General features: G+C 68.7%; 23 protein-coding genes. 11 read left to right on the top strand and 12 right to left on the bottom strand.

Annotation, left to right across the window (positions count from 1 at the left end; all coding sequences use genetic code 11):
• Positions 1-12: 12 nt before the first annotated feature.
• Entirely contained in the window at positions 13-780 is a 768-nt protein-coding gene (locus tag ACWGLC_RS04750) for a thioesterase family protein (protein WP_452098808.1), read from the bottom strand.
• A 65-nt stretch (positions 781-845) separates the two neighbouring features.
• On the opposite strand from ACWGLC_RS04750, the gene ACWGLC_RS04745 reads away from it, so the two are divergent.
• Positions 846-1,328, top strand: a complete 483-nt coding sequence (locus tag ACWGLC_RS04745) for a MaoC family dehydratase (protein ID WP_452098807.1) — start codon at positions 846-848, stop codon at positions 1,326-1,328.
• A gap of 64 nt (positions 1,329-1,392) precedes the next feature.
• Here the strand turns inward: ACWGLC_RS04745 and ACWGLC_RS04740 are convergent, their stop codons facing one another.
• The gene (locus ACWGLC_RS04740; RefSeq protein ID WP_452098806.1) at positions 1,393-1,872 is read right to left on the bottom strand and encodes a nitroreductase family deazaflavin-dependent oxidoreductase; all 480 of its coding nucleotides are present in this window, start codon (positions 1,870-1,872) and stop codon (positions 1,393-1,395) included.
• Positions 1,873-1,905: 33 nt separating this feature from the next.
• Positions 1,906-3,222 carry a class I SAM-dependent methyltransferase gene (locus tag ACWGLC_RS04735; RefSeq protein WP_452098805.1) on the bottom strand — a complete coding sequence of 439 codons (1,317 nt, stop codon included), beginning with the start codon at positions 3,220-3,222 and terminating at the stop codon, positions 1,906-1,908.
• 225 nt (positions 3,223-3,447) lie between these two features.
• Between ACWGLC_RS04735 and ACWGLC_RS04730 the strand changes: the two genes are divergently transcribed.
• On the top strand, positions 3,448-4,908 hold the full coding sequence (locus ACWGLC_RS04730; protein ID WP_452098804.1) for an NAD(P)/FAD-dependent oxidoreductase: 1,461 nt from the start codon (positions 3,448-3,450) through the stop codon (positions 4,906-4,908).
• 121 nt (positions 4,909-5,029) lie between these two features.
• Here ACWGLC_RS04730 and ACWGLC_RS04725 read toward each other — a convergent pair whose 3' ends face one another.
• Both ACWGLC_RS04725 and ACWGLC_RS04720 read right to left on the bottom strand, forming a co-directional pair.
• The gene (locus tag ACWGLC_RS04725) at positions 5,030-5,443 is read right to left on the bottom strand and encodes a PaaI family thioesterase (protein ID WP_452098803.1); all 414 of its coding nucleotides are present in this window, start codon (positions 5,441-5,443) and stop codon (positions 5,030-5,032) included.
• 112 nt (positions 5,444-5,555) lie between these two features.
• Positions 5,556-6,320, bottom strand: a complete 765-nt coding sequence (locus tag ACWGLC_RS04720) for a hypothetical protein (protein WP_452098802.1) — start codon at positions 6,318-6,320, stop codon at positions 5,556-5,558.
• A gap of 300 nt (positions 6,321-6,620) precedes the next feature.
• Between ACWGLC_RS04720 and gndA the strand changes: the two genes are divergently transcribed.
• From gndA to ACWGLC_RS04705, 3 genes are read left to right on the top strand one after another with little or no spacing between them, the layout of a single operon-like run.
• Positions 6,621-8,093: an NADP-dependent phosphogluconate dehydrogenase gene (gndA, locus tag ACWGLC_RS04715; RefSeq protein WP_452098801.1), complete on the top strand. Its 1,473-nt coding sequence runs from the start codon at positions 6,621-6,623 to the stop codon at positions 8,091-8,093.
• Positions 8,060-9,481: a DEAD/DEAH box helicase gene (locus ACWGLC_RS04710; RefSeq protein ID WP_452098800.1), complete on the top strand. Its 1,422-nt coding sequence runs from the start codon at positions 8,060-8,062 to the stop codon at positions 9,479-9,481. Before gndA ends, ACWGLC_RS04710 begins: the two co-directional genes overlap by 34 nt.
• Positions 9,478-10,446: a hypothetical protein gene (locus tag ACWGLC_RS04705; RefSeq protein ID WP_452098799.1), complete on the top strand. Its 969-nt coding sequence runs from the start codon at positions 9,478-9,480 to the stop codon at positions 10,444-10,446. The genes ACWGLC_RS04710 and ACWGLC_RS04705 overlap by 4 nt, the downstream gene beginning before the upstream one ends.
• A gap of 3 nt (positions 10,447-10,449) precedes the next feature.
• Here ACWGLC_RS04705 and ACWGLC_RS04700 read toward each other — a convergent pair whose 3' ends face one another.
• Positions 10,450-11,385: a hydrogen peroxide-inducible genes activator gene (locus ACWGLC_RS04700; protein WP_452098798.1), complete on the bottom strand. Its 936-nt coding sequence runs from the start codon at positions 11,383-11,385 to the stop codon at positions 10,450-10,452.
• A 154-nt stretch (positions 11,386-11,539) separates the two neighbouring features.
• On the opposite strand from ACWGLC_RS04700, the gene ACWGLC_RS04695 reads away from it, so the two are divergent.
• The 3 genes from ACWGLC_RS04695 (at position 11,540) to ACWGLC_RS04685 (ending at position 13,818) form a co-directional block, all read left to right on the top strand.
• Positions 11,540-12,136 (top strand): peroxiredoxin, encoded by a 597-nt coding sequence (locus tag ACWGLC_RS04695; RefSeq protein ID WP_230929008.1) that lies wholly within the window; start codon positions 11,540-11,542, stop codon positions 12,134-12,136.
• Positions 12,133-12,657 (top strand): carboxymuconolactone decarboxylase family protein, encoded by a 525-nt coding sequence (locus tag ACWGLC_RS04690; RefSeq protein WP_230929009.1) that lies wholly within the window; start codon positions 12,133-12,135, stop codon positions 12,655-12,657. The genes ACWGLC_RS04695 and ACWGLC_RS04690 overlap by 4 nt, the downstream gene beginning before the upstream one ends.
• 183 nt (positions 12,658-12,840) lie before the next feature.
• The gene (locus ACWGLC_RS04685) at positions 12,841-13,818 is read left to right on the top strand and encodes a hypothetical protein (RefSeq protein ID WP_452098797.1); all 978 of its coding nucleotides are present in this window, start codon (positions 12,841-12,843) and stop codon (positions 13,816-13,818) included.
• 90 nt (positions 13,819-13,908) lie between these two features.
• Here ACWGLC_RS04685 and ACWGLC_RS04680 read toward each other — a convergent pair whose 3' ends face one another.
• From ACWGLC_RS04680 to dut, 4 genes are all read right to left on the bottom strand, one after another.
• Positions 13,909-14,694 (bottom strand): DUF3159 domain-containing protein, encoded by a 786-nt coding sequence (locus ACWGLC_RS04680; protein WP_452098796.1) that lies wholly within the window; start codon positions 14,692-14,694, stop codon positions 13,909-13,911.
• On the bottom strand, positions 14,681-15,091 hold the full coding sequence (locus ACWGLC_RS04675; protein WP_230929011.1) for a single stranded DNA-binding domain-containing protein: 411 nt from the start codon (positions 15,089-15,091) through the stop codon (positions 14,681-14,683). The genes ACWGLC_RS04680 and ACWGLC_RS04675 overlap by 14 nt, the downstream gene beginning before the upstream one ends.
• A gap of 25 nt (positions 15,092-15,116) precedes the next feature.
• Positions 15,117-16,034, bottom strand: coding sequence for a DUF3710 domain-containing protein (locus ACWGLC_RS04670; RefSeq protein ID WP_452098795.1), 918 nt, complete (start codon positions 16,032-16,034; stop codon positions 15,117-15,119).
• 79 nt (positions 16,035-16,113) lie between these two features.
• The gene (dut, locus tag ACWGLC_RS04665; RefSeq protein WP_452098794.1) at positions 16,114-16,593 is read right to left on the bottom strand and encodes a dUTP diphosphatase; all 480 of its coding nucleotides are present in this window, start codon (positions 16,591-16,593) and stop codon (positions 16,114-16,116) included.
• A 53-nt stretch (positions 16,594-16,646) separates the two neighbouring features.
• Between dut and ACWGLC_RS04660 the strand changes: the two genes are divergently transcribed.
• Positions 16,647-17,153 (top strand): DUF3093 domain-containing protein, encoded by a 507-nt coding sequence (locus tag ACWGLC_RS04660; protein ID WP_452098793.1) that lies wholly within the window; start codon positions 16,647-16,649, stop codon positions 17,151-17,153.
• A gap of 109 nt (positions 17,154-17,262) precedes the next feature.
• Here the strand turns inward: ACWGLC_RS04660 and ACWGLC_RS04655 are convergent, their stop codons facing one another.
• A complete protein-coding gene (locus ACWGLC_RS04655; RefSeq protein ID WP_230929015.1) occupies positions 17,263-17,565 on the bottom strand; it encodes a DUF4193 domain-containing protein in 303 nt (100 codons plus the stop codon).
• 204 nt (positions 17,566-17,769) lie between these two features.
• On the opposite strand from ACWGLC_RS04655, the gene cei reads away from it, so the two are divergent.
• Entirely contained in the window at positions 17,770-18,408 is a 639-nt protein-coding gene (cei, locus tag ACWGLC_RS04650) for an envelope integrity protein Cei (protein WP_452098792.1), read from the top strand.
• Positions 18,409-18,459: 51 nt separating this feature from the next.
• Here cei and ACWGLC_RS04645 read toward each other — a convergent pair whose 3' ends face one another.
• Complete coding sequence (locus tag ACWGLC_RS04645; protein WP_452098791.1) at positions 18,460-19,314, bottom strand: inositol monophosphatase family protein; 855 nt, start codon at positions 19,312-19,314, stop codon at positions 18,460-18,462.
• A 160-nt stretch (positions 19,315-19,474) separates the two neighbouring features.
• Here ACWGLC_RS04645 and ppgK point away from each other — a divergent pair, with 160 nt between their 5' ends.
• A complete protein-coding gene (ppgK, locus tag ACWGLC_RS04640) occupies positions 19,475-20,320 on the top strand; it encodes a polyphosphate--glucose phosphotransferase (RefSeq protein WP_452098790.1) in 846 nt (281 codons plus the stop codon).
• Positions 20,321-20,328: the final 8 nt, after the last annotated feature.

Here is a 20,328-nt window from a genome sequence, read left to right as displayed (position 1 = left end):
GGAGGCGGCCGATCACGGCCGAACGGTGAGTGACTGCGCGATGGTGCCGAGCGGGCCGGACTCGTCGTGGATCACGCTCGCGGTCAGCCCCAGGCCACCGGGACCGAAGGTGACCCGGGTGTCGTAACCCAGCCACTCCCCCTGTGGCGGGCGGACCAGGTGCGCCGACAGGTCGATGTTCGGGTAGTGCACAGCGGTCGGGTCCGCGCGGATCGCCATACCGTTGGCGATGTCGAACAGCGCAGCCATCCGCGCGGTCGCGCTGACCTCCTCGCCCGCCAGCAGCGGCACGTCGGTGCGCACCCAGTAGCGCGACCGCCCCGGGCCGTCGGAGATGCGGCGGACCTGAGCTGACGCGAGGTATCCGCCCCGCCAGACCGTGGTGGGATCCCAGGGCTCCATCTGATCCGGGGGCGGAATGGGGTCGAAGCCGTCCCCGGCGATAGCGGCGGTATCGCGGGGCTGCTGCAGCCACGCCCGCATCCGGATGCCGGTACGACCGTCGTGCGAGTAGGTGGCCTCGACCAGTTCGATTGTCCGTCCCGGCCGGATCACCTCGACCGCCACGTCGACCGCGTCCATGGGGACTACCCCCAGGAGTTCGTAGGACAGACGGGAGATGACCATGGGATCGTCGCGACGGGCGGTGAAGTCCGACTCAACCGCGTGGACGAGCAGCCCCAGGGCGGGGCCGATGTGCTGGGTCGACTCGTCCCACGCGCCGCTGACGTGCTCGGTCGGGCGGAACCGGGCCGCACCGAGTCGTTCGAAGTAGGCCATCCCCGCCCTCCAGTCGGTGAATCGTGATTAACTCAAACCCTACACGCGCTACGCGAGGAGAAGACATGAACGACGAGACCTTCGACGAGTTCACCGCACCGATCGACGACAGGTACCTCGAGGACTACACCGAGGGGGGCCGCTACCGCTTCGGCGAGGAATCGGTGGACGCCGACGAGATCGTGGCGTTCGCCCACAGGTACGACCCCCAGAGCATCCACACCGACCCGGAAGCCGCGGCGGGCGGCCCGTTCGGCGGGCTCATCGCCAGCGGGTGGCAGACCGCCGCGCTGATGATGCGGCTGTTCGCGGACAACTACCTCACCAGCGTGGCCAGCCTGGCCTCACCCGGCGTGGACGAGCTCCGATGGGTCCGGCCCCTGCGCCCGGGCGACCGGCTCACCCTCATCTGCGAGACCACGGGAGTGCGTCCGTCTCGGACCAAGCCGGACCGCGGGATCCTCACCACGGACGTCACGCTGGTCAACCAGGACGCGGAGCCGATTCTCACCGCGACCGCGATGAACATGGTCGCCCGGCGACGTTGAGACCCTCAAGCCGGTCCCTGCTGACCGCGGTTGGCGGCACCGGCTACGGGCGGACCGGCTCAACTCACAACCGCGGCGTGAGATGGAAGATCGGCAGTAGTCGGGTCGTGCGCGCGGCGTAGTGCTCGTAGTTCGGCCACACCCGGACCGCCGCGGCCCACGCCGAGTCCCGATCAGCGTCCGAGAGTTCGCGGACGTCCACGGGCAGCCGGGCCCCGTAGACGCTCATCTCAACGAGCCCGTCGGCCGCCGCGCGGAGGTTGTAGACCCATGCCGGGGTCTTCTCTCCACCCCAGTTGGAGCCGATGATGATCAACCCGTTGTTCCACGACGCGCACAGAAGCGGTGTGCTACGCATCGCGCCACTCCTACGGCCCGGCACGTGGAGAGTGAGAGTAGGGAGTCCGGCGACCCGCAGTAGGGGCAGGCGCCCCCCGGAAACGCGGGACATCCAGGTGTCGACCGTCACCACGAGAGAGGAGTTCTCTCGGGTCGCGTCCTGCCGCCCCAACCAGATCGCGACCGGGGTGAGAATATTGCTCATGGGCAGAGCCTATTGCCCCGGCTGCCTCATGGGCTAGACGACGGTGTCGGGGACGTCCGCCAACACCTGGACGGACTCCACCCAGCCGTGGCGCATCCCCGCCTCCATCGCGGCCAGGTGGAACGCCCACATCCGACGATAGACCGCGTCGAAGCCGAGCGCCGCGGCATCTCTTCCTCTGAGCGCGAACGACTCCGACCAGAGACGGACCGTTTCCGCGTGATGCGCGGTCATCTCGATCCGTCCGCGCAACCGCAGCCGGGACGAACGGGCGATCACCTCGACGAGGTCCGACCACAACGGCGCCGGCCCCGCTTCGGCCACGTACTTCGATCCCCACGCCGCGAGTTCCACGTGGGCGCGTTCAGGCCGCCCCGGGCACACCAACGCCTGGAATGCCATCCGGCCGCCCGGTTCCAGAAGGCGCTCCGCCACGCCGACGACCCCGCCGATGCCGGCCAATCCGGATTCGACCCCGGGTTCGGTCGCCACCACCGCGTCGAGGGCGCCTCCGGCCTCCGACGGCTCCCCCAGGAAGAGGGAGACGCTGTCCTCCAGGCCCGCGGCCGCGAACCGCGATCCCAGCGCAGCGAGTCTCTCCGTGGACCCCGTCATTGTCCGCACGTGCGCACCTCGCTCGGCCGCACGCATCGGCAATTCACCCCAGCCGGGTGTCGCGACGAGCACCCGGGCCCCCTCACCCACCGCCGCGAGGGTCAGGAGCATGTCCGCGGATCGTCGCTGGGCGTCGCCGAGGTCATTGCGTCGCGGCGGGGAGGCCGGGGCCTCGAGGTGGACGACATCTGACCCGTCATCGAGACGGGTTCGTGTCCGAGCGCCTGAGGCGAAGACCGCGCCGGAGGTCGACATGGTCTCATCGGTGTACAGCGACGTGAGCGCACCCGGGACCGAGTCCTCCAGCGGTACCTGCTGCGCCCGATCGCGGCGCCTCCCGGCTCCGGAGTGCCCCCGCCCGTCGCGACCGAACGCCCGCTCCCCCGGGTCGGCACAGTCCGGATTGTCGGCGATCCACGGCGCGAGAGCGGCGATAGCCGCACCGAGCTCCGCGGTCGCCCACTCGCCCGCCATGAAGGACTCGCCGAGCCCCACGACTCCGGCGGCGGCCAGTCGCGCCCAGAAGTGGTCAGGGTCCCTCAAGACCACCCGCACGTCCGCGTCGTAATCACCTGCAGCCGACGAGTCCGGGTAGTCGATGCGTATGCCGAGATCACGTGCGGCGCGGCGCAACGACTGGGCGACGAGACCGGCTGGACTCCCCCCGACACCGGCGGGCGGGGCCAGGGCAGGCCAGCGTTCCAGGTCGACGGTCTGCGGTTCGACTCTGACCACCGGTTCCCTCCTCACGGGGCTCGCCTGAACCTGGACCGTACCGCCGCCGGTCGACGGGGACGGGCAGGCGCGTCGGGGGCGCCGGACTGTGATCCTCCCGCCTCCTCGTGCGCGCTGTGCGCGCGACCACTATCCTTGGAACCCGTGCCCGCGCGATTTCCGCGAGCCCTGAACAGCGATGAGGCCACTGCGCCCCGACCTACACCGAGCCTCACAGGAGCCACCATGACCGAGCCCGCATCCGACCAGGTCACCGCAGCCACGCCGGTGCCCCGCCGGCACCGTGTCGTCATCATCGGCTCCGGCTTCGGCGGCCTGTTCGCTGCGCAGCAGTTGGAGAAAGCCGACGTCGACGTGACGCTGATCGCCAAGACCGGACACCACCTCTTCCAGCCCCTGCTGTACCAGGTGGCGACCGGGATCCTGTCCGTCGGTGAGATCGCCCCGCCGACGCGGTTGATCCTGCGCGACCAGAAGAACGCGACCGTGGTCCTGGGCGATGTGAACAAGATCGATGTCGCCGGCAAGCGTGTTCACGCCACCGCCGGTCACATCGCCTTCGACCTGGAGTACGACAGCCTGGTCGTGGCCGCCGGCGCCAACCAGTCCTACTTCGGTAACGACCACTTCGAGCGCTGGGCGCCCGGCATGAAGACGGTCGACGACGCCCTCGAGCTGCGCAGTCGCATCCTGGGCTGCTTCGAGCAGGCCGAGGTCATCGACGACGAGGACGAGCGCCGCCGGCTCCTGACCTTCATCATCGTCGGCGCCGGCCCCACGGGCGTCGAGATGGCCGGCCAGGTGGCCGAGCTGGCCCAGCACACCCTCAAGGACAGTTTCCGGCGTATCGATCCCGCTTCGGCCCGCGTCATCCTGCTGGACGCCGCGCCGGCCGTGCTTCCTCCCTTCGGCAACAATCTCGGCAATGCGGCCCGTGCCCGTCTGGAAAAGATGGGCGTCGAGATCCAGCTCAACGCGATGGTCACCGATGTCGATTACAACGGCATCGAAGTGAAGGATCCCGACGGTTCGGTTCGGCGAATCGATGCCTCCTGCAAGATCTGGTCCGCCGGTGTGAAGGCGAGCCCGCTCGGACGGATGCTCGCCGACCAGACGGACGCGGAGATCGATCGAGCCGGCCGCGTCCTCGTCCGTAAGGACCTCTCGCTGCCCGGGCACCCCGAGATCTTCGTGGTGGGCGACATGATGAGTCTGGACAATCTTCCCGGCGTCGCCCAGGTCGCGATCCAGGGCGGAAAGTACGCCGCCAAGCAGATCATCAACGAGGTCGAGAAGGGCAAGACGCCGGCCGACCGGCCTCCGTTCAAGTACTTCGACAAGGGCTCCATGGCCACGGTCTCCCGGTACAGCGCCGTGGTGAAGATGGGAAAGATCGAGATCTCCGGCTTCATCGCCTGGGTGATGTGGCTGATCGTCCACCTGGCGTACCTGATCGGCTTCAAGAACCGCATCACCACCATGTTCTCCTGGGGAATGCACATGGGTGGCGACCATCGCTCCCAGCTGACCTCGACCAAGCAGTGGGTGTACGCGCGACAGGCGATCGAGCGGGTCGCCGCCGACGAAGCCGCGGCGCTGCGCACTGCGGAGCAGGCCCGGCGCGACTCGGCGGCGACCGATAGCAATTCCGACCGCGCAGGACAGGACGCCGAGTCCGTGCATTAGCCGACGAGGCCGCCCGCCCGCTCCGGACTTCGACAGCTGGCCGCGGGTGGATGCGAGAAACCCCCGGCGGGAAGTGTCCCGCCGGGGGTTTCTCGGATCGTGCGATGATGCGTGCCCGGTGCTACTGGAGATTGGCGAGACGAACCTGACCGACCGCGACGACCCGGTCCCGATCGTCAGCGATCTCAACCCGCCAGAGCTGCTGAGACCGCCCGCGGTGCACCGGGGTCCCGGTCGCGGTGAGTGTCCCCTCGGTGACCGCGCGCAGGAAATCGGTGGAGTTGTTGACGCCCACGACCCGACCCTCGCCGCCCAGCCACACGGAGCCCGCCACGCTCGCGACCGTCTCCGCGATCGCGCAGTACACGCCGCCGTGGACGATCCCGTGCGGCTGATGGAGGTGCGGGCCGACCGGAACGGTCACGACGACTCGATCCGGGGTCACGTCGCGGTACTCCAGACCGATCACCCCGCCGAAGCCCACGTCCTCATGCTCGCGGACCTGCCTGATCACATCGCTGTTCATCTCCGACATCTGACCTCTTCTCCCGGCCCGGACACTCCGGGCGACCGTCCGGCCCGGAGTGCCCGGGCGACCGTCCAGAGGCTACCCGCGCGCTCGACATGGAGAGGCGCGTCAGGAGATGTCAGCGGACCGAACGCCACCCGCGGTCGCGGACCGGGATCGGACCGGCGCCCGGCGTACGGGGCAGGCGGCTCCGCTTTCGCACCGCCAGACCGGAGTCGTGCAACGCCTGCAGCACGAGCTGCCCGCGTCGGTACCCGACCTCGGGGCTGGTCCCCGCGAAAGTCGGGACGATTGTTGCGGCACCCAGAACGCTCTCGCCGGCCACCGACCACAGCGTCTCCTGGCTACAGTTGCTCACCTCGGCGAGTCCGGCGAACACGGTCGACAGCGTGCCCCGCGCGCGGCAGGCCAGCCACTGGGCGAGCGCCTGCTCGCACGGCAGCACGACCGTGCCGGGCGAACCGGCGCACGGGTCGCCCGGAAGGACCCGCAGCGTCGTGTCGCGAACGCCCGCCCAGTCGAGGCCCCCCTCGATGTCCGTCCGCACAGCCATGTTCTCGGCGCCGGTGTCCCAGACCCGTCCGATGGTCACGAAACTCGCGACCGCACGGCCGAGAACTCCATGGGTGAACGCCTCCGCCACGAGATAGGTGGAAAATCGCATATCGCCGGAGTCCGCGAAGTAGTTGCGGAACATCAACTCCACCCGACCGCCGTCCACGGCGTCCTCGAGCGGGACCCAGCGGCGACGGGACTGGGTCCCGAGGTCCGCCATCGAATAGAACTTCGGGTATCCGGCCCGGAACGTGCCGAGCTTCTCGGTCGTGTCCTCGAACACCGTGCTCATACCAACCATCTGCTCAGGCAGAACGGAGCTGGTCATATCTGGTCTTCCCCCTGTGTATATCCCCACTTGACAGTGGCCGGCACCCCTCGGGATGGCGCACCACGCGGTCCGATCCCCCCCGTCCCGCAGTGGCGCCCGTCACCCGGCCCGGTACTAAGTGTTACAACACATCGCCACGCAACTCCAAGGATTTCCGGTCGGTTCCGGCAAACTCTGCACTGAGTGCAACAGTGATCTGTCAGATAGTTCATAGAACCCTCTCAGTAACGAGTCCCCACCGGATCCTCCATCACCGCAGGTCCGCCGTGTCGACCGGCGTCGACTACCCTTGTCCCCATGAGTACTGAGCGCGAGGACGCGCAGACCGCGACCGCCACGACCGGAACCGCCGATATCGGGGTCACCGGACTTGCCGTGATGGGCTCCAACATCGCCCGAAACTTCGCCCGCCGGGGTTACACGGTCGCCGTACACAACCGGTCTGCGGGCAAGACCGACCTCCTGCTCGACGAGCACGGCTCCGAGGGCAGCTTCATCCGCACGGAGACGATCGAAGAGTTCGCCGCGGCGCTGAGCTCCCCGCGTCGGGCCCTGGTGATGGTCCAGGCGGGCGCGCCCACGGATGCCGTGATCGACGCTCTCGCCGACGCCTTCGACGAGGGCGACATCATCATTGATGGCGGAAACGCGCTGTACACCGACACGATCCGCCGCGAGAAGGCCATGGCCGAGCGCGGTATCCGATTCATCGGCGCCGGCATCTCCGGCGGCGAGGAGGGCGCCCTCGAGGGACCGTCGATCATGCCCGGCGGCCCGGCCTCCAGCTATGAGGTCGTGGGGCCGATGCTCGAGTCCATCTCCGCAAAGGTCGACGGCACGCCCTGCTGCACCCACATCGGTGAGGACGGTTCGGGCCACTTCGTGAAGATGGTCCACAACGGCATCGAGTACTCCGACATGCAGCTGATCGGCGAGGCCTACCACCTGCTCCGCGGGGTCGCGGGAATCGAGCCCGGCCCCATGGCCGAGGTGTTCCGGGATTGGAACACCGGCGAGCTCGACTCCTACCTCATCGAGATCACCGCAGAGGTGCTCGCCCAGGTCGACGCGGCGACCGGCGGGCCCCTGATCGACGTGATCGTGGATCGAGCAGGTCAGAAGGGCACCGGGCGCTGGACGGTCAAGTCGGCACTCGACCTCGGCGTGCCGGTCACCGGTATCGCCGAGGCCGTCTTCGCACGCGCGCTCTCGAGCTCTGTCCCCCAGCGTGAAGCCGGTCAGGGACTCCCCTCAGGCAGTCTGTCCATCCCGTCGGAGCCCGGTGCCGATTTCGTGGAGGACGTCAGGCGGGCGCTCTACGCGTCGAAGATCATCGCCTACGCGCAGGGTTTCGATCAGATCACCGCCGCGAGCGCCGAGCACGGGTGGGACGTGGCACGAGGCGATCTGGCGACCATCTGGCGCGGTGGATGCATCATCCGGGCCACCTTCCTCGACCGGATCCGTGAGGCCTACGCGCAGACCCCGGACCTGCCCACCCTTCTCGCGGCTCCGTACTTCGCCGAGGCTCTCGCCGACTGTGTCGACAGCTGGCGTCGTGTGGTGACCACGGCGGTGGGCGCCGGAATCCCGGCGCCCGGGTTCTCGGCGGCACTGGCCTACTACGACGGTCTCCGCACCGAGCGTCTTCCCGCCGCCCTCATCCAGGGCCAGCGTGACTTCTTCGGTGCCCACACCTACCTGCGCACCGACAGTGAAGGCAGCTACCACACCCTGTGGAGCGGCGATCGTTCGGAGGTGCGGGCCTGACCGGCGACGCACGCCCCGGCCTGGATCGCCTGCTCACCGAGCTCGGGGTCGCGGTCCCCATCCGCCATGCGGTCTCCGGGATCGTCTCGGGACCGGTGAGCGCAATCCAGGCAGCCGCGTTGAGCGACGCCGTCAACGGCGAGAATCTCCTCGCCGTCGCACCGACCGGTTCCGGCAAGACGCTCGTCTTCGCCATCGGCGTCGTCCACCGGATCTCCGGCGCACCGAGCGTCCCGGGTAGACCGCGGGCGATCGTGGTCGCCCCGACCCGGGAACTGGCGCTGCAGAACGATGAGGTCCTGGCCGAGGTCGGTGCCGGAGCCGGGCTCCGGACCGCCAGCTTCGTGGGCGGGCAACCCCTCGCCAAGGACAAACGCGCGTTGATCGCTCCCGTCGACATCGCGGTGGGCACGCCTGGACGCCTCGTCGACCTCATGCGCAGCGGGGCCCTCGACCCCGCTGATATCCGGATCGTCGTCCTGGACGAAGTCGACCGGTTGTTGGATGCCTCGTTCGGGGAGCAGACCGCCGCGCTACTGGCCCGATGCGCCGGTGCCACCTTGATGGCGACCACCGCCACAGCTGATGCCGACGTCGAAGCCGCGGCTCGTCGTCGTCACCCCGACCTCCGGATCCACCGCATCGAAGGCGGTGGCGACCAGGTCCCGGGCGCTGGCGAGCTCGGCGCGCCCGAGCCGGCAGCCGTTGTCGCCGTCCCGGACTACCGGGGCCAACCACCCGCCACATCGCCGAAGGCCGCCGTACCCGCGGACAGCAGCCAGCCCCGTCACCTGATCGTCCTCACCGCCGACGATCCCGAGCGATGCGCGACCTCGCTGTCCGCACGATGCAGACGCGCACTGTTCTTCGTCGCCCGAAGGGACGCTGTCGAACCGCTCCGCGCGTCGATCGCCGACGTCGGCGTCCCCGCGGCCGGCGTGTCGGGTTCCGCCTCTCCTCACCGCCGCGCGACCGCATTCGGAGAACTCGCCAGCGGCGCCGTCAGGGTGCTCGTCACCACTGACCTCGCCGGACGGGGCCTGGACCTCGAGGACATCGGGCAGATCGTCCACGTCGGGCCTCCCCATTCCATCCAGGACCTCGTGCACCGTTCCGGTCGGACCGGCCGCGGCGGCAATGCGGCCGGCACGGTGGCCGCGGTCGTGCGGCCCGGAGAGGCCATGCGGGTGATCGAGCAGGCGAGGAAAGCCGGCATGAGCATCGACCGGGTCGATGCCGACGCCACCGGCGCGCAGGCCAGGCTCGACGCAGTGTTCGGGCCCGAGATCGAGGTCCCCCGTCGGCGGCGCGAACCCGCGCCCAAGCCCGCCACCCGGCGTCCAGCCCGATCGCGGGTCCACCGTCCCAAGAGGAAAAAGCGGTTGTGACGGTGGCGCGGGAACCGAGGCGGGCGCCGACCCGCTCCCCCGTTCTGCTGCCGGAATCACTCTGGCGAGCCAGGGAGCGCCGTCATCACCAGCTCGTCGACGCGATGACCGGCGACCACCTGGATCGTCGACGGCGCGGCGCCGAGCACCCGGTCGTCGACTTCCTCTTCACCTACTACCGCACCAGCGTCGGTACCGTTCGCCGATGGCATCCCGGGCCGGGCGTGATCCTCGAGAACGCACACCACGATGACAGAGCGGAATGGCGCCACTATCGTCGGGACTCCCTCTACGGACGTTGCGGATTGGTCGTCGACCCGGATTCGGTGATGGCTCGACGCGGGGACCGGATTCGACGCGCGCGGAGCGTGGTCGAGTCAACCGCCACCCGACCCGGGGCGACCGGCTGCTTCGGCCTTCACGAATGGGCGATGCTCTACCGCTCAGGGGCCGACGGGGCGCGGCACCGACAGGTGCCCCTGCGGATTTCGCCCGACGCGATCGATGACGTCGTGCGCGACTCCCGCCTGCGTTGCACCCACTTCGACGCCTACCGTTTCTTCACCGAAGCCGCTGCCCCACTCAACGAGCTGGCCCTCTCCCGGGACGGGCAGATCGCGAACGAGCAACCCGCGTGCCTACACGCCGGGATGGACATCTACTCGTACACGGCGTTGCTGGAAGCCGGCGCACCCGGCGAACTCCTGTTGGACGCCCTCGGCGCAGCGTTCGATGCACGAGAGGTCGACATGAGGTCGTCTCCCTACGACCTGTCGGAATGGGGGCTGAAGCCGATTCCGGTGGAGACCGCGCGAGGCCGAGCCGAGTTCGTCGCTTTTCAACGCGGGTGGATCGTCCGGACAGGGTCCCTGCGTGCACGCTTCGTGCGGGCGACGGACCGGCTCGAAAGGATGTCGCCCACCGCCCCCACCGGCCCGGCAGCGACCCCGGACGACGCGGGCTGAACGTTATACGGCCCGTGCGCCGAAGACCTCCGCGGCGACCTCCGTGACGACGTGGCCGAACTCCCTGTACGCGTCGTCCGCGGCGGCCGCGGTCCGCAAGAACAACGCCATCGTCCGCCCCGGCGAAGGATCGGCGAACGTCGCGACCCCGATCCCGGGATCCCGCGTCTCGGGCCCGACCGCGGATTCGGGGACGATCGTCACCCCGAGACCACCGGCGACGCATTGGACGGCCGTGGCAAGCGACGCCGCACGAGACTCTTCCCGGCCCAGGACCGGAACCGAGACACGTCGACACAGCTCGACGGTCTGTTCCCGTAGGCAGTGCCCCTCGTCCAGCAGCAACAGCGGCTCGTCGGCCAGAGCTTCCGGCGATATCCCGTCAACGCCGTCCAGATCATGTCCGGCCGGGACGAGCAGGGCGAACCGCTCGGTGTACAGCGGGATGGCCACCACCCCTGCCGCATCCGTCGGAACCGCCATCAGCGCCAGATCGACAGCACCGCTGCGCAGCGCCTCGACCAGTCTAGCGGTCTGGTCCTCCACGATCCGCGGCCTGAGGCTCGGGAACCTCTCGGCGAGCGCGGGCAACAGCCCGGGGAGGAGGTACGGTGCGGCCGTGGGGATGACGCCGATTCGAAGCTGGCCCACGAGCGGTCCGCCGCTGCCTGCCGCGGCATCGGCGACCGCGTCCATCGCGGCCACCGCGGCGCGCGCAAACGGCAGCAGTTGCTGCCCCGCGGGCGTGACGAGCACTGACCGCGTACTGCGCTCGACGAGATGAAGGCCCAGCCCCTCCTCCAGCGTCGCGAGCGCCTGCGACAACGAAGGTTGACTCATGCCCAGTTCCTCCGCGGCGCTCCGGAAGTGGAGCCTCTCCGCGATCGCGAGGAACACCCTGAGCTGCATCACGCTCGGAACGAACCGTTGATCAACCATGCCGATCAGCCTAGGCCGATCGATAGCCCGAAGTCGATGACTATTCGGCTTAAGCTATGAGTGATCTCTGTCTCATTAGGCTTTACCTGTTGAAGAGGCTCATGCATAGTGGTCGTTGTCCGTCCCACAACGGCCCAATCCTCAGGAGGATCACATGGCACTTCTCACCATCGGCGACCAGTTCCCCGACTTCGAGCTGACCGCTCTGAAGGGCGGCGACCTCCGCGAGGTCAACGCGCAGCAGCCCGAGGACTACTTCGAGACCATCTCGAACCAGTCCTACGCCGGCAAGTGGCGCGTGATCTTCTTCTACCCGAAGGACTTCACCTTCGTCTGCCCCACCGAGATCGCCGCGTTCGGCAAGCTCGACGAGGACTTCCAGGACCGCGACACGCAGGTCCTCGGCGGCTCCATCGACAACGAGTTCGCGCACTTCAACTGGCGCGCGACCAACGACGAGCTCAAGGGCGTCCCCTTCCCGCTCCTGTCGGACATCAAGCATGAGCTGATCCGGGCCCTGGGTGTCGAGAACGCCGGCGGCGTGGCCGATCGCGCCACCTTCATCGTCGACCCGGACAACGTCATCCAGTTCGTCTCGGTCACCCCCGACGCCGTGGGCCGCAACGTCGACGAGGTCCTGCGAGTGCTGGACGCCCTCCAGTCCTCCGAGGTCTGCGCCTGCAACTGGCAGAAGAACGACCCCACCAAGAACATCGACAAGATGGAGATGCTGCAGGAGGGCATCAAGTGAGCATCGAGAACCTGAAGTCCGGACTCCCCGAGTTCGCGAAGGATCTCAAGCTGAACCTCAGCTCGCTCGCTCGCTCCACGGAGCTCAACGAGCAGCAGCTGTGGGGCACCTTCCTCGCGACCGCCGCGGCCACCCGCTCGGCCACCGTGCTGTCGGAGATCGCGGATGAGGCCCGCGGGCACCTCTCGGACGAGGCGTTCAACGCCGCCCTCGGCGCCGCCTCGATCATGGCGATGAACAATGTGTCCTACCGTGCCAAGGAGTTCCTGGGCGAGGACTACACCCAGGTCCGTATGGGCCTTCGGATGAACATCATCGCCAACCCGGGTGTCGAGAAGGCTGATTTCGAGCTGTGGTCGATGGCCGTGTCCACAATCAACGGCTGCGAGAACTGCACCGCCGCTCATGACGCGGTCATCCGCAAGGAGGGCCTCACCAAGGAGCAGGCGTGGGAGGCCGTCAAGGTCGCCGCCACGGTCGCCGGTGTCGCACAGGCCGTCGAGATCGACGCCAACATCTGACCTCACCTCACGGTGATCGGGATAGCCCCGCTGACGATCGGTCAGCGGGGCTATCTCGTATTTCCCGGGATCGGGCTCGCGCTCCACGGCGGGTTGGACCTCCCCAGAAGCCCCCGTCGGCACTAGGTTCGTAGGAGGTGTCGTGGAAGGTATCTGCGGCCACTCTGACGATATGGAGACGACATGACCACCGGAGGCGGAGGCTCCCCGACCGGAGACGGTTCGCACAACGACCCGTACAACACCGGGTCGGGCCAGCAGGGCTGGGAGCAGCAGGGCGACTCGAACTACGGGCAGGGCTACGGCCAGCAGGGCCAGGACCCCTACCCTGACCAGGGTTATGGTCACCAGGGCTACGATCAGCAAGGTTACGGTCATCAGGGCTACGGTCAGTCACCGCAGGAGCCGTACCCCGGCCAGGGTTATGGCCAGCAGGATTACGGGCAGCAGGATTACGGGCAGCAGTACGGAGCGCCCGGTTACGGCGCCGCCTACCCGCACGCAGGAGCAGGCGGAGGCGGTGTAGCGATCGGGAGGCCGTCCGCCACCGAGGCCATCGGCGCGGCCTGGCAACTGTTCAAGAACAACCCGCTGCCGTGGGTGCTCATCACCCTCGTGTCGTTCCTCGCCAACGCCATCACCAGCTACTTCTCGAATTCCGAATCGGTGGGCGTCTCCCTTATCGGCTCGATCCTGACCATCGTTGTCGGGTTCCTGATCCAGGCCTTCTCCATCCGGGGCTCCCTGCTTGAAGTCGACGGATACAAGCCGGACATCGGCAGCTTCTTCAAGCTCACCAACTTCGGGTCGTTCGTCGTCGCCGGCATCATCGTCGGAATCGCCACGACGATCGGGCTGGTCCTGCTCATCATCCCGGGTATCGCGATCATGTTCTTCCTGTACTGGACGTTCCACTTCGTGATCGACCGCAACATGGGCCCGGGCGATGCGATCAAGTCGAGCTTCAACGCCATCAAGTCTGATGGCGGAAATCTCTTCCTGCTGGCGATCCTGAACGTCCTGATCATCATCGTCGGGTTCATCGCCCTGCTCGTCGGCCTCTTCGTCGCAATCCCGATCACGGCACTGGCCTCCACGGTCGCCTACCGAGCCATCACCGGACCGAGCGACTTCTCCCGTACCGCGGCCAGCGCCGTCTGACCACATCCAGCACCCTTCCGAGGGGACTCAGAAGCCCCGGTGGCCATCCTGGCCACCGGGGCTTTGCGGTATCACTCGTCGCCGAAACAGTCAGCGCTCCTGCCCGCCCACCGTCGTGTCATTCTCCGGCGAGTCGTCCACCTTACTCGCGACGGGCTCACCACGGGCTTCAATTCCCTGCCCCGTCGCCTCCTGCGATTCCCCGACGGTGTCATCCGTCTCCACGGGTTCTTCATGCGTCATCGCACGGCGTATGGCCCACACCGTGACCACGAACGCCACCAACGCCAGCGGCCATCCCATCCCGATGCGGGCCGCGCCCAGCCAGTTGACCTCGTCGTTGAGGTACAACACGTACTGGAGGACGGCGCGGATCGCGAAAAGCGCCGCCCAGACCCAGGTCGCGACCGCGTACCAGCGCCTTGCCTGGGGATTGCGACGCCAGGCCATCCCCCTACCGTCCAGGAAGCCCCAGATCACACCGGCCAGGGGCCACCGGATCAACGCGGAGATCGCGAACGCTCCGCCGTACACGGCCTGGGTGATGATCCCGTACAGGAAGTACCCTTTCGCGCTTCCGGTCCGCCACGCGATGAAGACACAGATGGCGACACCGATGAACCCGGAGATCGCCGGCTGCGGGTTCTCACGCCGAACCAGCGACCAGCCGAGCATCGCGACCGCCACACCCAAAGCGGCCCAGATCGCCGCGGTCAGTCCCCAGATCGCATTGATGGGTACGAACGCGAGGATCGGGATCGAGGAGAACACCAATCCGCGTATCCCGCCCATCTGGTCGATCAGCGACGCGTCGGGGTCGCCGAACGCCGATCGGGGGCCGGAGGTCCGGCCTGCCCGCTGCTCAGGCTCGGTCATCTGATTCCTCCACGGTGTGGCCCGGCCGCCCTGCGAGCAGTTCATAGCGCGGGTTGAACATGATCTTGCGGCCGTGCCGTTGTCCGACACGACCGGTGACACGGATATACCTGCCCGTGTCGATTCCGGGAATGGACCGTCGCCCCAGCCAGCAGACCTCGATCGCGCCCGTTCCGTCGAAGACCTCGGCGGTGACGCCGAGATGGTGATCGCCCCCACCGGAGACGACTGTGCGAATGCGACCGGTCAGGCTCGCCCGGTCGCCCCGGGACGCGTCCACGACACACAGTGATCCGGAGCCTGTGACCCGACCCGCCAGTTCGGCCGCGTCGAGTACCTCGACCGGGTCGGTCAGGCGCGCAGAGATCTTTCGCAGCGCTCGCGCCAACGTGGACATCAGCTACTCGCCATAGCCGGGCGGGTTACAGATCGTCGCCGTCACGGAGCCGGTCCATCGCGCTACCGTCGCGCCGCGGCGCGGCCGGACGCCCCTCGTTCCGAGCCGGGCCGGACGGTGCATCCTGAGCCGGAGCAGCCTGGTTCTGGGCAGACTGGTTCTGAGTAGCCGGGTTCGGAGCAGCCTGCTGCTGCGCTGGCGTCGGCGCTGTGGCGGCTCGTGCCTGCTGTCCGGAGTCGACCTGCGTCGCCTGCCGGCCCGCGCCCCCGGCTGCCATCTGCTGCTGGAACGCCTGGGCCTGCTGTTGCGCGGCGAGCTGTGAACGCGCCTGGGTCAGGGCCGACTGGATCTCCTCGGGGATGGTCAGCGCGAGTTGCTCCTTCACGGGCATCGGGCCGTCACCTCGGTTGATCACCAGATGACGGAAGACCTCGCGGCCCTCGTCAGCCGCCTGCTCCGCGAGCTCCGGGGTGGCCATGACCCGGACCTCGGCCGTCCAACGGTTCCCGTCCACTCCGATCGCGCGGAACACCGCGCCGGGGAGCTCTGCCACCAGTTCCCGACCCCACGGGCCGTCCACGACTGATACGTCCGCTCCCTGCTGCTCGAGCTGCTCACGCATGTCGGAGACCATGGTCCGCCACTGTCCCGCCGACTTGGGCGCGGCGAACGCGCGCGGGATGACCCGCGACACCTGGGTGACGACGTGGAACTCGGGCTGCCCGTTGGGGTCCAGGGCGACGTTCAGGTCACGACCCGGCGGGACACCGATGACCAGGGAGCCGAGGTCGATGTGCCCGTAACCGAGGTCGGTGTAGTACTCGCGGACATCACCGATGAACGAACGGTCGTGGGGCCCCTCGGCCGGCGGGGTCGAGGCAGCGGCCGCGTCCGCTGCCGCGGACTCGCGGGCCCCGGTCGCCGCCTTCTTACGTCCGAACATGGTGGAAATCCTCTCCCCGTGCGCCCCGGTCCCGGACAGGACCGTCTCGGTCGACGCTACCCAACAGCCGCCTCCCCGGTCAGGTCAGGCGGGCGTGCCCACCCGTGGATCCGTGGCCACCGGCACCTCGTTCGGAGTCCTCGAGGGTCTCGACCTCCACCACATCCCACAATTCGACCTGCTGGATGATCAGCTGAGCGATCCGGTCACCGCGGACGATGTGCACCGTCTCGGCGGGGTCCAGGTTGATCAGGTTCACCTTGATCTCGCCCCGGTAACCGGCGTCCACGGTGCCGGGGGCGTTGACGATGGACAGCCCCGCGCGCGCGGCCAGTCCCGAGCGGGGGTGCACGAGCCCCACGTAGCCCGCCGGCAGGGCGATCGCGACGCCCGTACCGACCAGGGATCGATGACCGGGCGCCAACTCGCACTCGTGCGCGGCGTGGAGATCGATTCCGGCATCGGTCGGGTGGGCCCGTACCGGCAGCGGAAGACCGGCATCGAGTCGCTGCAGACGGAGCATCTGACCCGATCCGCTCGTGTCATGGTCGTGGTTCATGGTGTCTGTGCCCTCCTACGGCGTCGCGCCGGATAGTAGCTAGTCTGGTTCACGTGACCGAAGACGATCTCCGCCCACCCCGCGACCGTGCTCCTCGTCCGGTTCACTCGGAGTCTCTCCGGGTGCCCGTGTGGTGGTGGATCGCCCTGGTCGCCATCACCGCTGCAGCAGCGGCCCTGGCGGCCGCGCTCGGGGCCCGATGGTGGATGTGGCTGCTGATCGTGGTCATCCCGGCGCTCATGGCCTGGCTTTTCGTCACTGTCAGCCGCGAGAAGATCGAGGTCGAGTCGGACGGGCAGGGCGGCGGGACCCTCTACGCTGGCCGCGCCCGGCTTCCCTTCGACGCCATCTCCCGCACGGCCGTGGTCCCCGCCACCGCCAAGCAGGCCGCCATGGGCCGGCAGCTGGATCCCGAGGCCTTCGTGGTTCATCGCGGCTACATCCCCACGATGGTGATCGTGGTGTTGGACGACCCGCTGGATCCCACGCCGTACTGGCTGATCAGCACCCGGGACCCGGAGGGACTCGCCGCGGCGCTGCCGGACAACCACTACTGCTGACACCACACCTGATGCGCTGATCCCGGGCCCGTCGGGCCCGGGATCAGTGCTCTGCAGGGGCAGCGCCCGACCGGCTGCCGGGATCACCCGGTGGCCGGTCAGCGGTGTCTCAGCCCGCGCAGTCCACGCAGATCTGCAGGCCGTCGCGCTCCTCGGCGAAGCGGCTCCGGTGATGAACGAGGAAGCACTCGCCGCACGTGAACTCGTTGTCCTGCTCCGGCACCACACGGACCGTCAGTTCCTCACCGGAGAGATCTGCGCCCGGCAGTTCATAGGATTCGGCGGTGTCGGTCTCGTCCACGTCGACCTCGCCCGTGGCGCCCTCGGCGCGTCGGGCCTTGAGCTCTTCCAGCGAATCGCCGGCGAGCTCGTCCGCCTCTGTCCGGCGGGGTGCGTCGTAGTCGGTTGCCATGAGTCTCTTTTCTGCGGGTCCGAGTCGAGGGGTTCGCGCATCGGTCGTGGTCCGACCGGCGCACGCATATTAACGGAATCCCCACGGAATTTCATCCACGGGTTCCTTCCGTGTCCCGGCGGCGGCGCGACTGCGTCGGCGTTTACAGTGTTGCCGAAGGGCCCTGCCGGGCCGTCACGCCGCCCACCTGCAGGAAGGCCATCGATGGTCGCCCACCTGAGCACACAGAGCACTCCGAGCCCGTCCCCCGCTCGGGGGATGGCGCGCCTGCGGGCCCCCTACGTGCTGTTCGTGGTCGCGGTGCTGGTCCTCGGAGGCCTCGTGTGGGCGTTCGCGCTCCGTGGAAATGACGCCGCGACCCAGGCCGTCGCCTGTCCGATCCCGGAGGCTGCGGAGGGGGCCGGCCTGGAGTCGCAGTCGGCCAACGCTCTGGACGAGGTCGAGCCGGCGTTCCTGGACGACACCCGTGTGCGGGTGCTCAACGCCAACGGGCAGAGCGGTCAGGCGGGCGCCGTCGCCGCTCAGCTCGCGGAGAGCGGTTTCCAACCCGCGGGCACCGACGCGACCGGCAACGACCCGATCTACGGCCAGGCACTCGAGTGCCACGGGCAGATCCGCTACGGCGAGGCGGGCGAGGCCAATGCCCGTTCGCTCTCCCTGACGGCGCCGTGCATGCAGCTGGTCACCGATGGCCGGGACGACGCGTCCGTGGATCTCGTGCTGGGCACCACCTTCTCGAGACTGTCCGATTCGGTGTCCTCGGTGGGGGCGCTCGACGAGCTGAAGGTGGGGCGCCAGCCGATCTCCACCGAGCTCGCGGCCGCCCGTTCCGTCAGCTGCTGACCCCTTCCGGGGTCTGAAGCTGCCGGTTGGTCTCCGGCCGGCCCGACGACCCTAGAGGGCCCCGCAATCCCGTAGCGCCTGCCGGAACGCCTCCGAGACGCCCGGGCCCGCGGCGACGGTCGGCACGGCGTCGTCGCGGGAGGTCGAGACGATCGCTCCAGACTCCGCCGCGATGAGGCCCCCTGCCGCATAGTCCCAGGGCTTGAGGCAGCGCTCGTAGTAGGCGTCGAGACGGCCGGTGGCGAGCATGCACAGGTCGAGCGCCGCGGATCCGCACCGTCGGATGTCGCGGACCGCGGGCAGGAGTGCCGCGACCGCTCTGCCCTGTTCGGCCCGCAGCTTCGCGTCGTAGGAGAACCCGGTGCCGACCAGGGCGAGAGACAGGTCGTCGCAGCCGGATACACCGAGCGTGGTGACCTGACCGTCCGCTGCCCGGAGGGTGGCCCCGCGGTCGAGCGCGGCCGTCCAGGTCTCCCGGGTGACGATGTTGTGAACGGCGCCGACGACGACGACACCGTCGAGTTCAGCCGCGACCGATACCGCGGTGAACGGGATGCCGTAGAGCAGGTTCACCGTCCCGTCCACCGGGTCGACCACCCACCGCACCCGGCTGGCTGCACCCGAGCCGGGGGCCTCGCCGGTCTCCTCACCCAACACCGCGTCGCCGGGCCGGTGCGCGGTGATCTCCCCGCGTAGATGATTCTCCACCGACGTGTCGATGACCGTGACCGGGTCCGTCGCCGAACTCTTTGACCGAGCACCCAGCCCCTGGCCCTCGAATTCGGCGAGCATCCGCCGCGCCACCTCGCCCCCGGAGGTAGCCAGCCGGTCAGCCAGCTCCCGCAACTCGTCGATGAACCCGGGACGACCGTCGTCCGACCTCGCCGATGCCGTGTCTCCAGTCATGCGATCCTCATCCTCGTCGTCGTTGTCGTCGTCCAATCGGCCCGCTCCGACCGGCCCCGCGGATAGCCTGTCGGGCGGGCGACCACCGCCCATCGTGCCCCGTCCCGCGGGGCCGGATCCATCCCCGCCGCGTATCGCGGCCCGCACCCGGGAGCCCTCCTTGGCCGACACCACCTCTGACCCCTCCGGCACCGTCCCCGTCGGCCTGGGGGTGGACGTGGGCGGCACCGGCATCAAGGTCGGGCGGGTGAACCTGACCGACGGCGAGCTGATCGGCGACCGTCTGCTCAGGCCGACCCCGCAGCCCGCCACCCCCGACGCGATCGCCGCGACGATCCGGGAGATGGTCGACGAGTTCAACTGGGACGGGCCGGTGGGGGTGGCCGTCCCCACCGTCATCCACGAGGGGATCGCAAGGATCGCGCCCAACATCGACGAGTCGTGGATCGGTTGCGACGTGGTGGACCTGTTCGACCGCCATCTGCCCGGGCGCACGGTCGTCATGCTCAACGACGCCGATGCCGCCGGGCTGACCGAGGTGCACTACGGGGCGGGCGAGGGCGTCGACGGGCTCGTGATTCTTCTCACGATCGGAACCGGGATCGGCTCCGCGCTGCTCATGAACGGGCGGCTCATCCCCAACAGCGAGTTCGGCCATCTGATGATCGAGGACATCGCCGGCCGGGGCTTCGATGAGGCCGAACACCTCGCGTCGGGCGCCGTCCGGGCGCGCGAGGAGATGTCCTTCGCCGAATGGGCCCCGCACCTGTCCAACGTGCTTCGCGCGATCGAGGACCTGCTGTGGCCTCGTGCATTCGTGCTGGGGGGCGGGGTCAGCGAGGCCGCCGACGAGTGGTTCCCGCTTCTGGAGAACCGCACCCCCGTTCGCGCGGCCGTGCGTCTCAACGACGCCGGGATCATCGGTGCCGCCCTCTATGCCGCGGCGCACTCCGGCGCCATCGACCTCGGAGAGGCGCTCTCCGTCACCGAGGACCGACCCGGTTAACCCCGCCG

This window comes from Dietzia sp. NPDC055877 (assembly GCF_053615975.1).
Note: the sequence above shows the minus strand (reverse complement) of the source record. Positions and strands in the feature narration are given on the sequence as shown.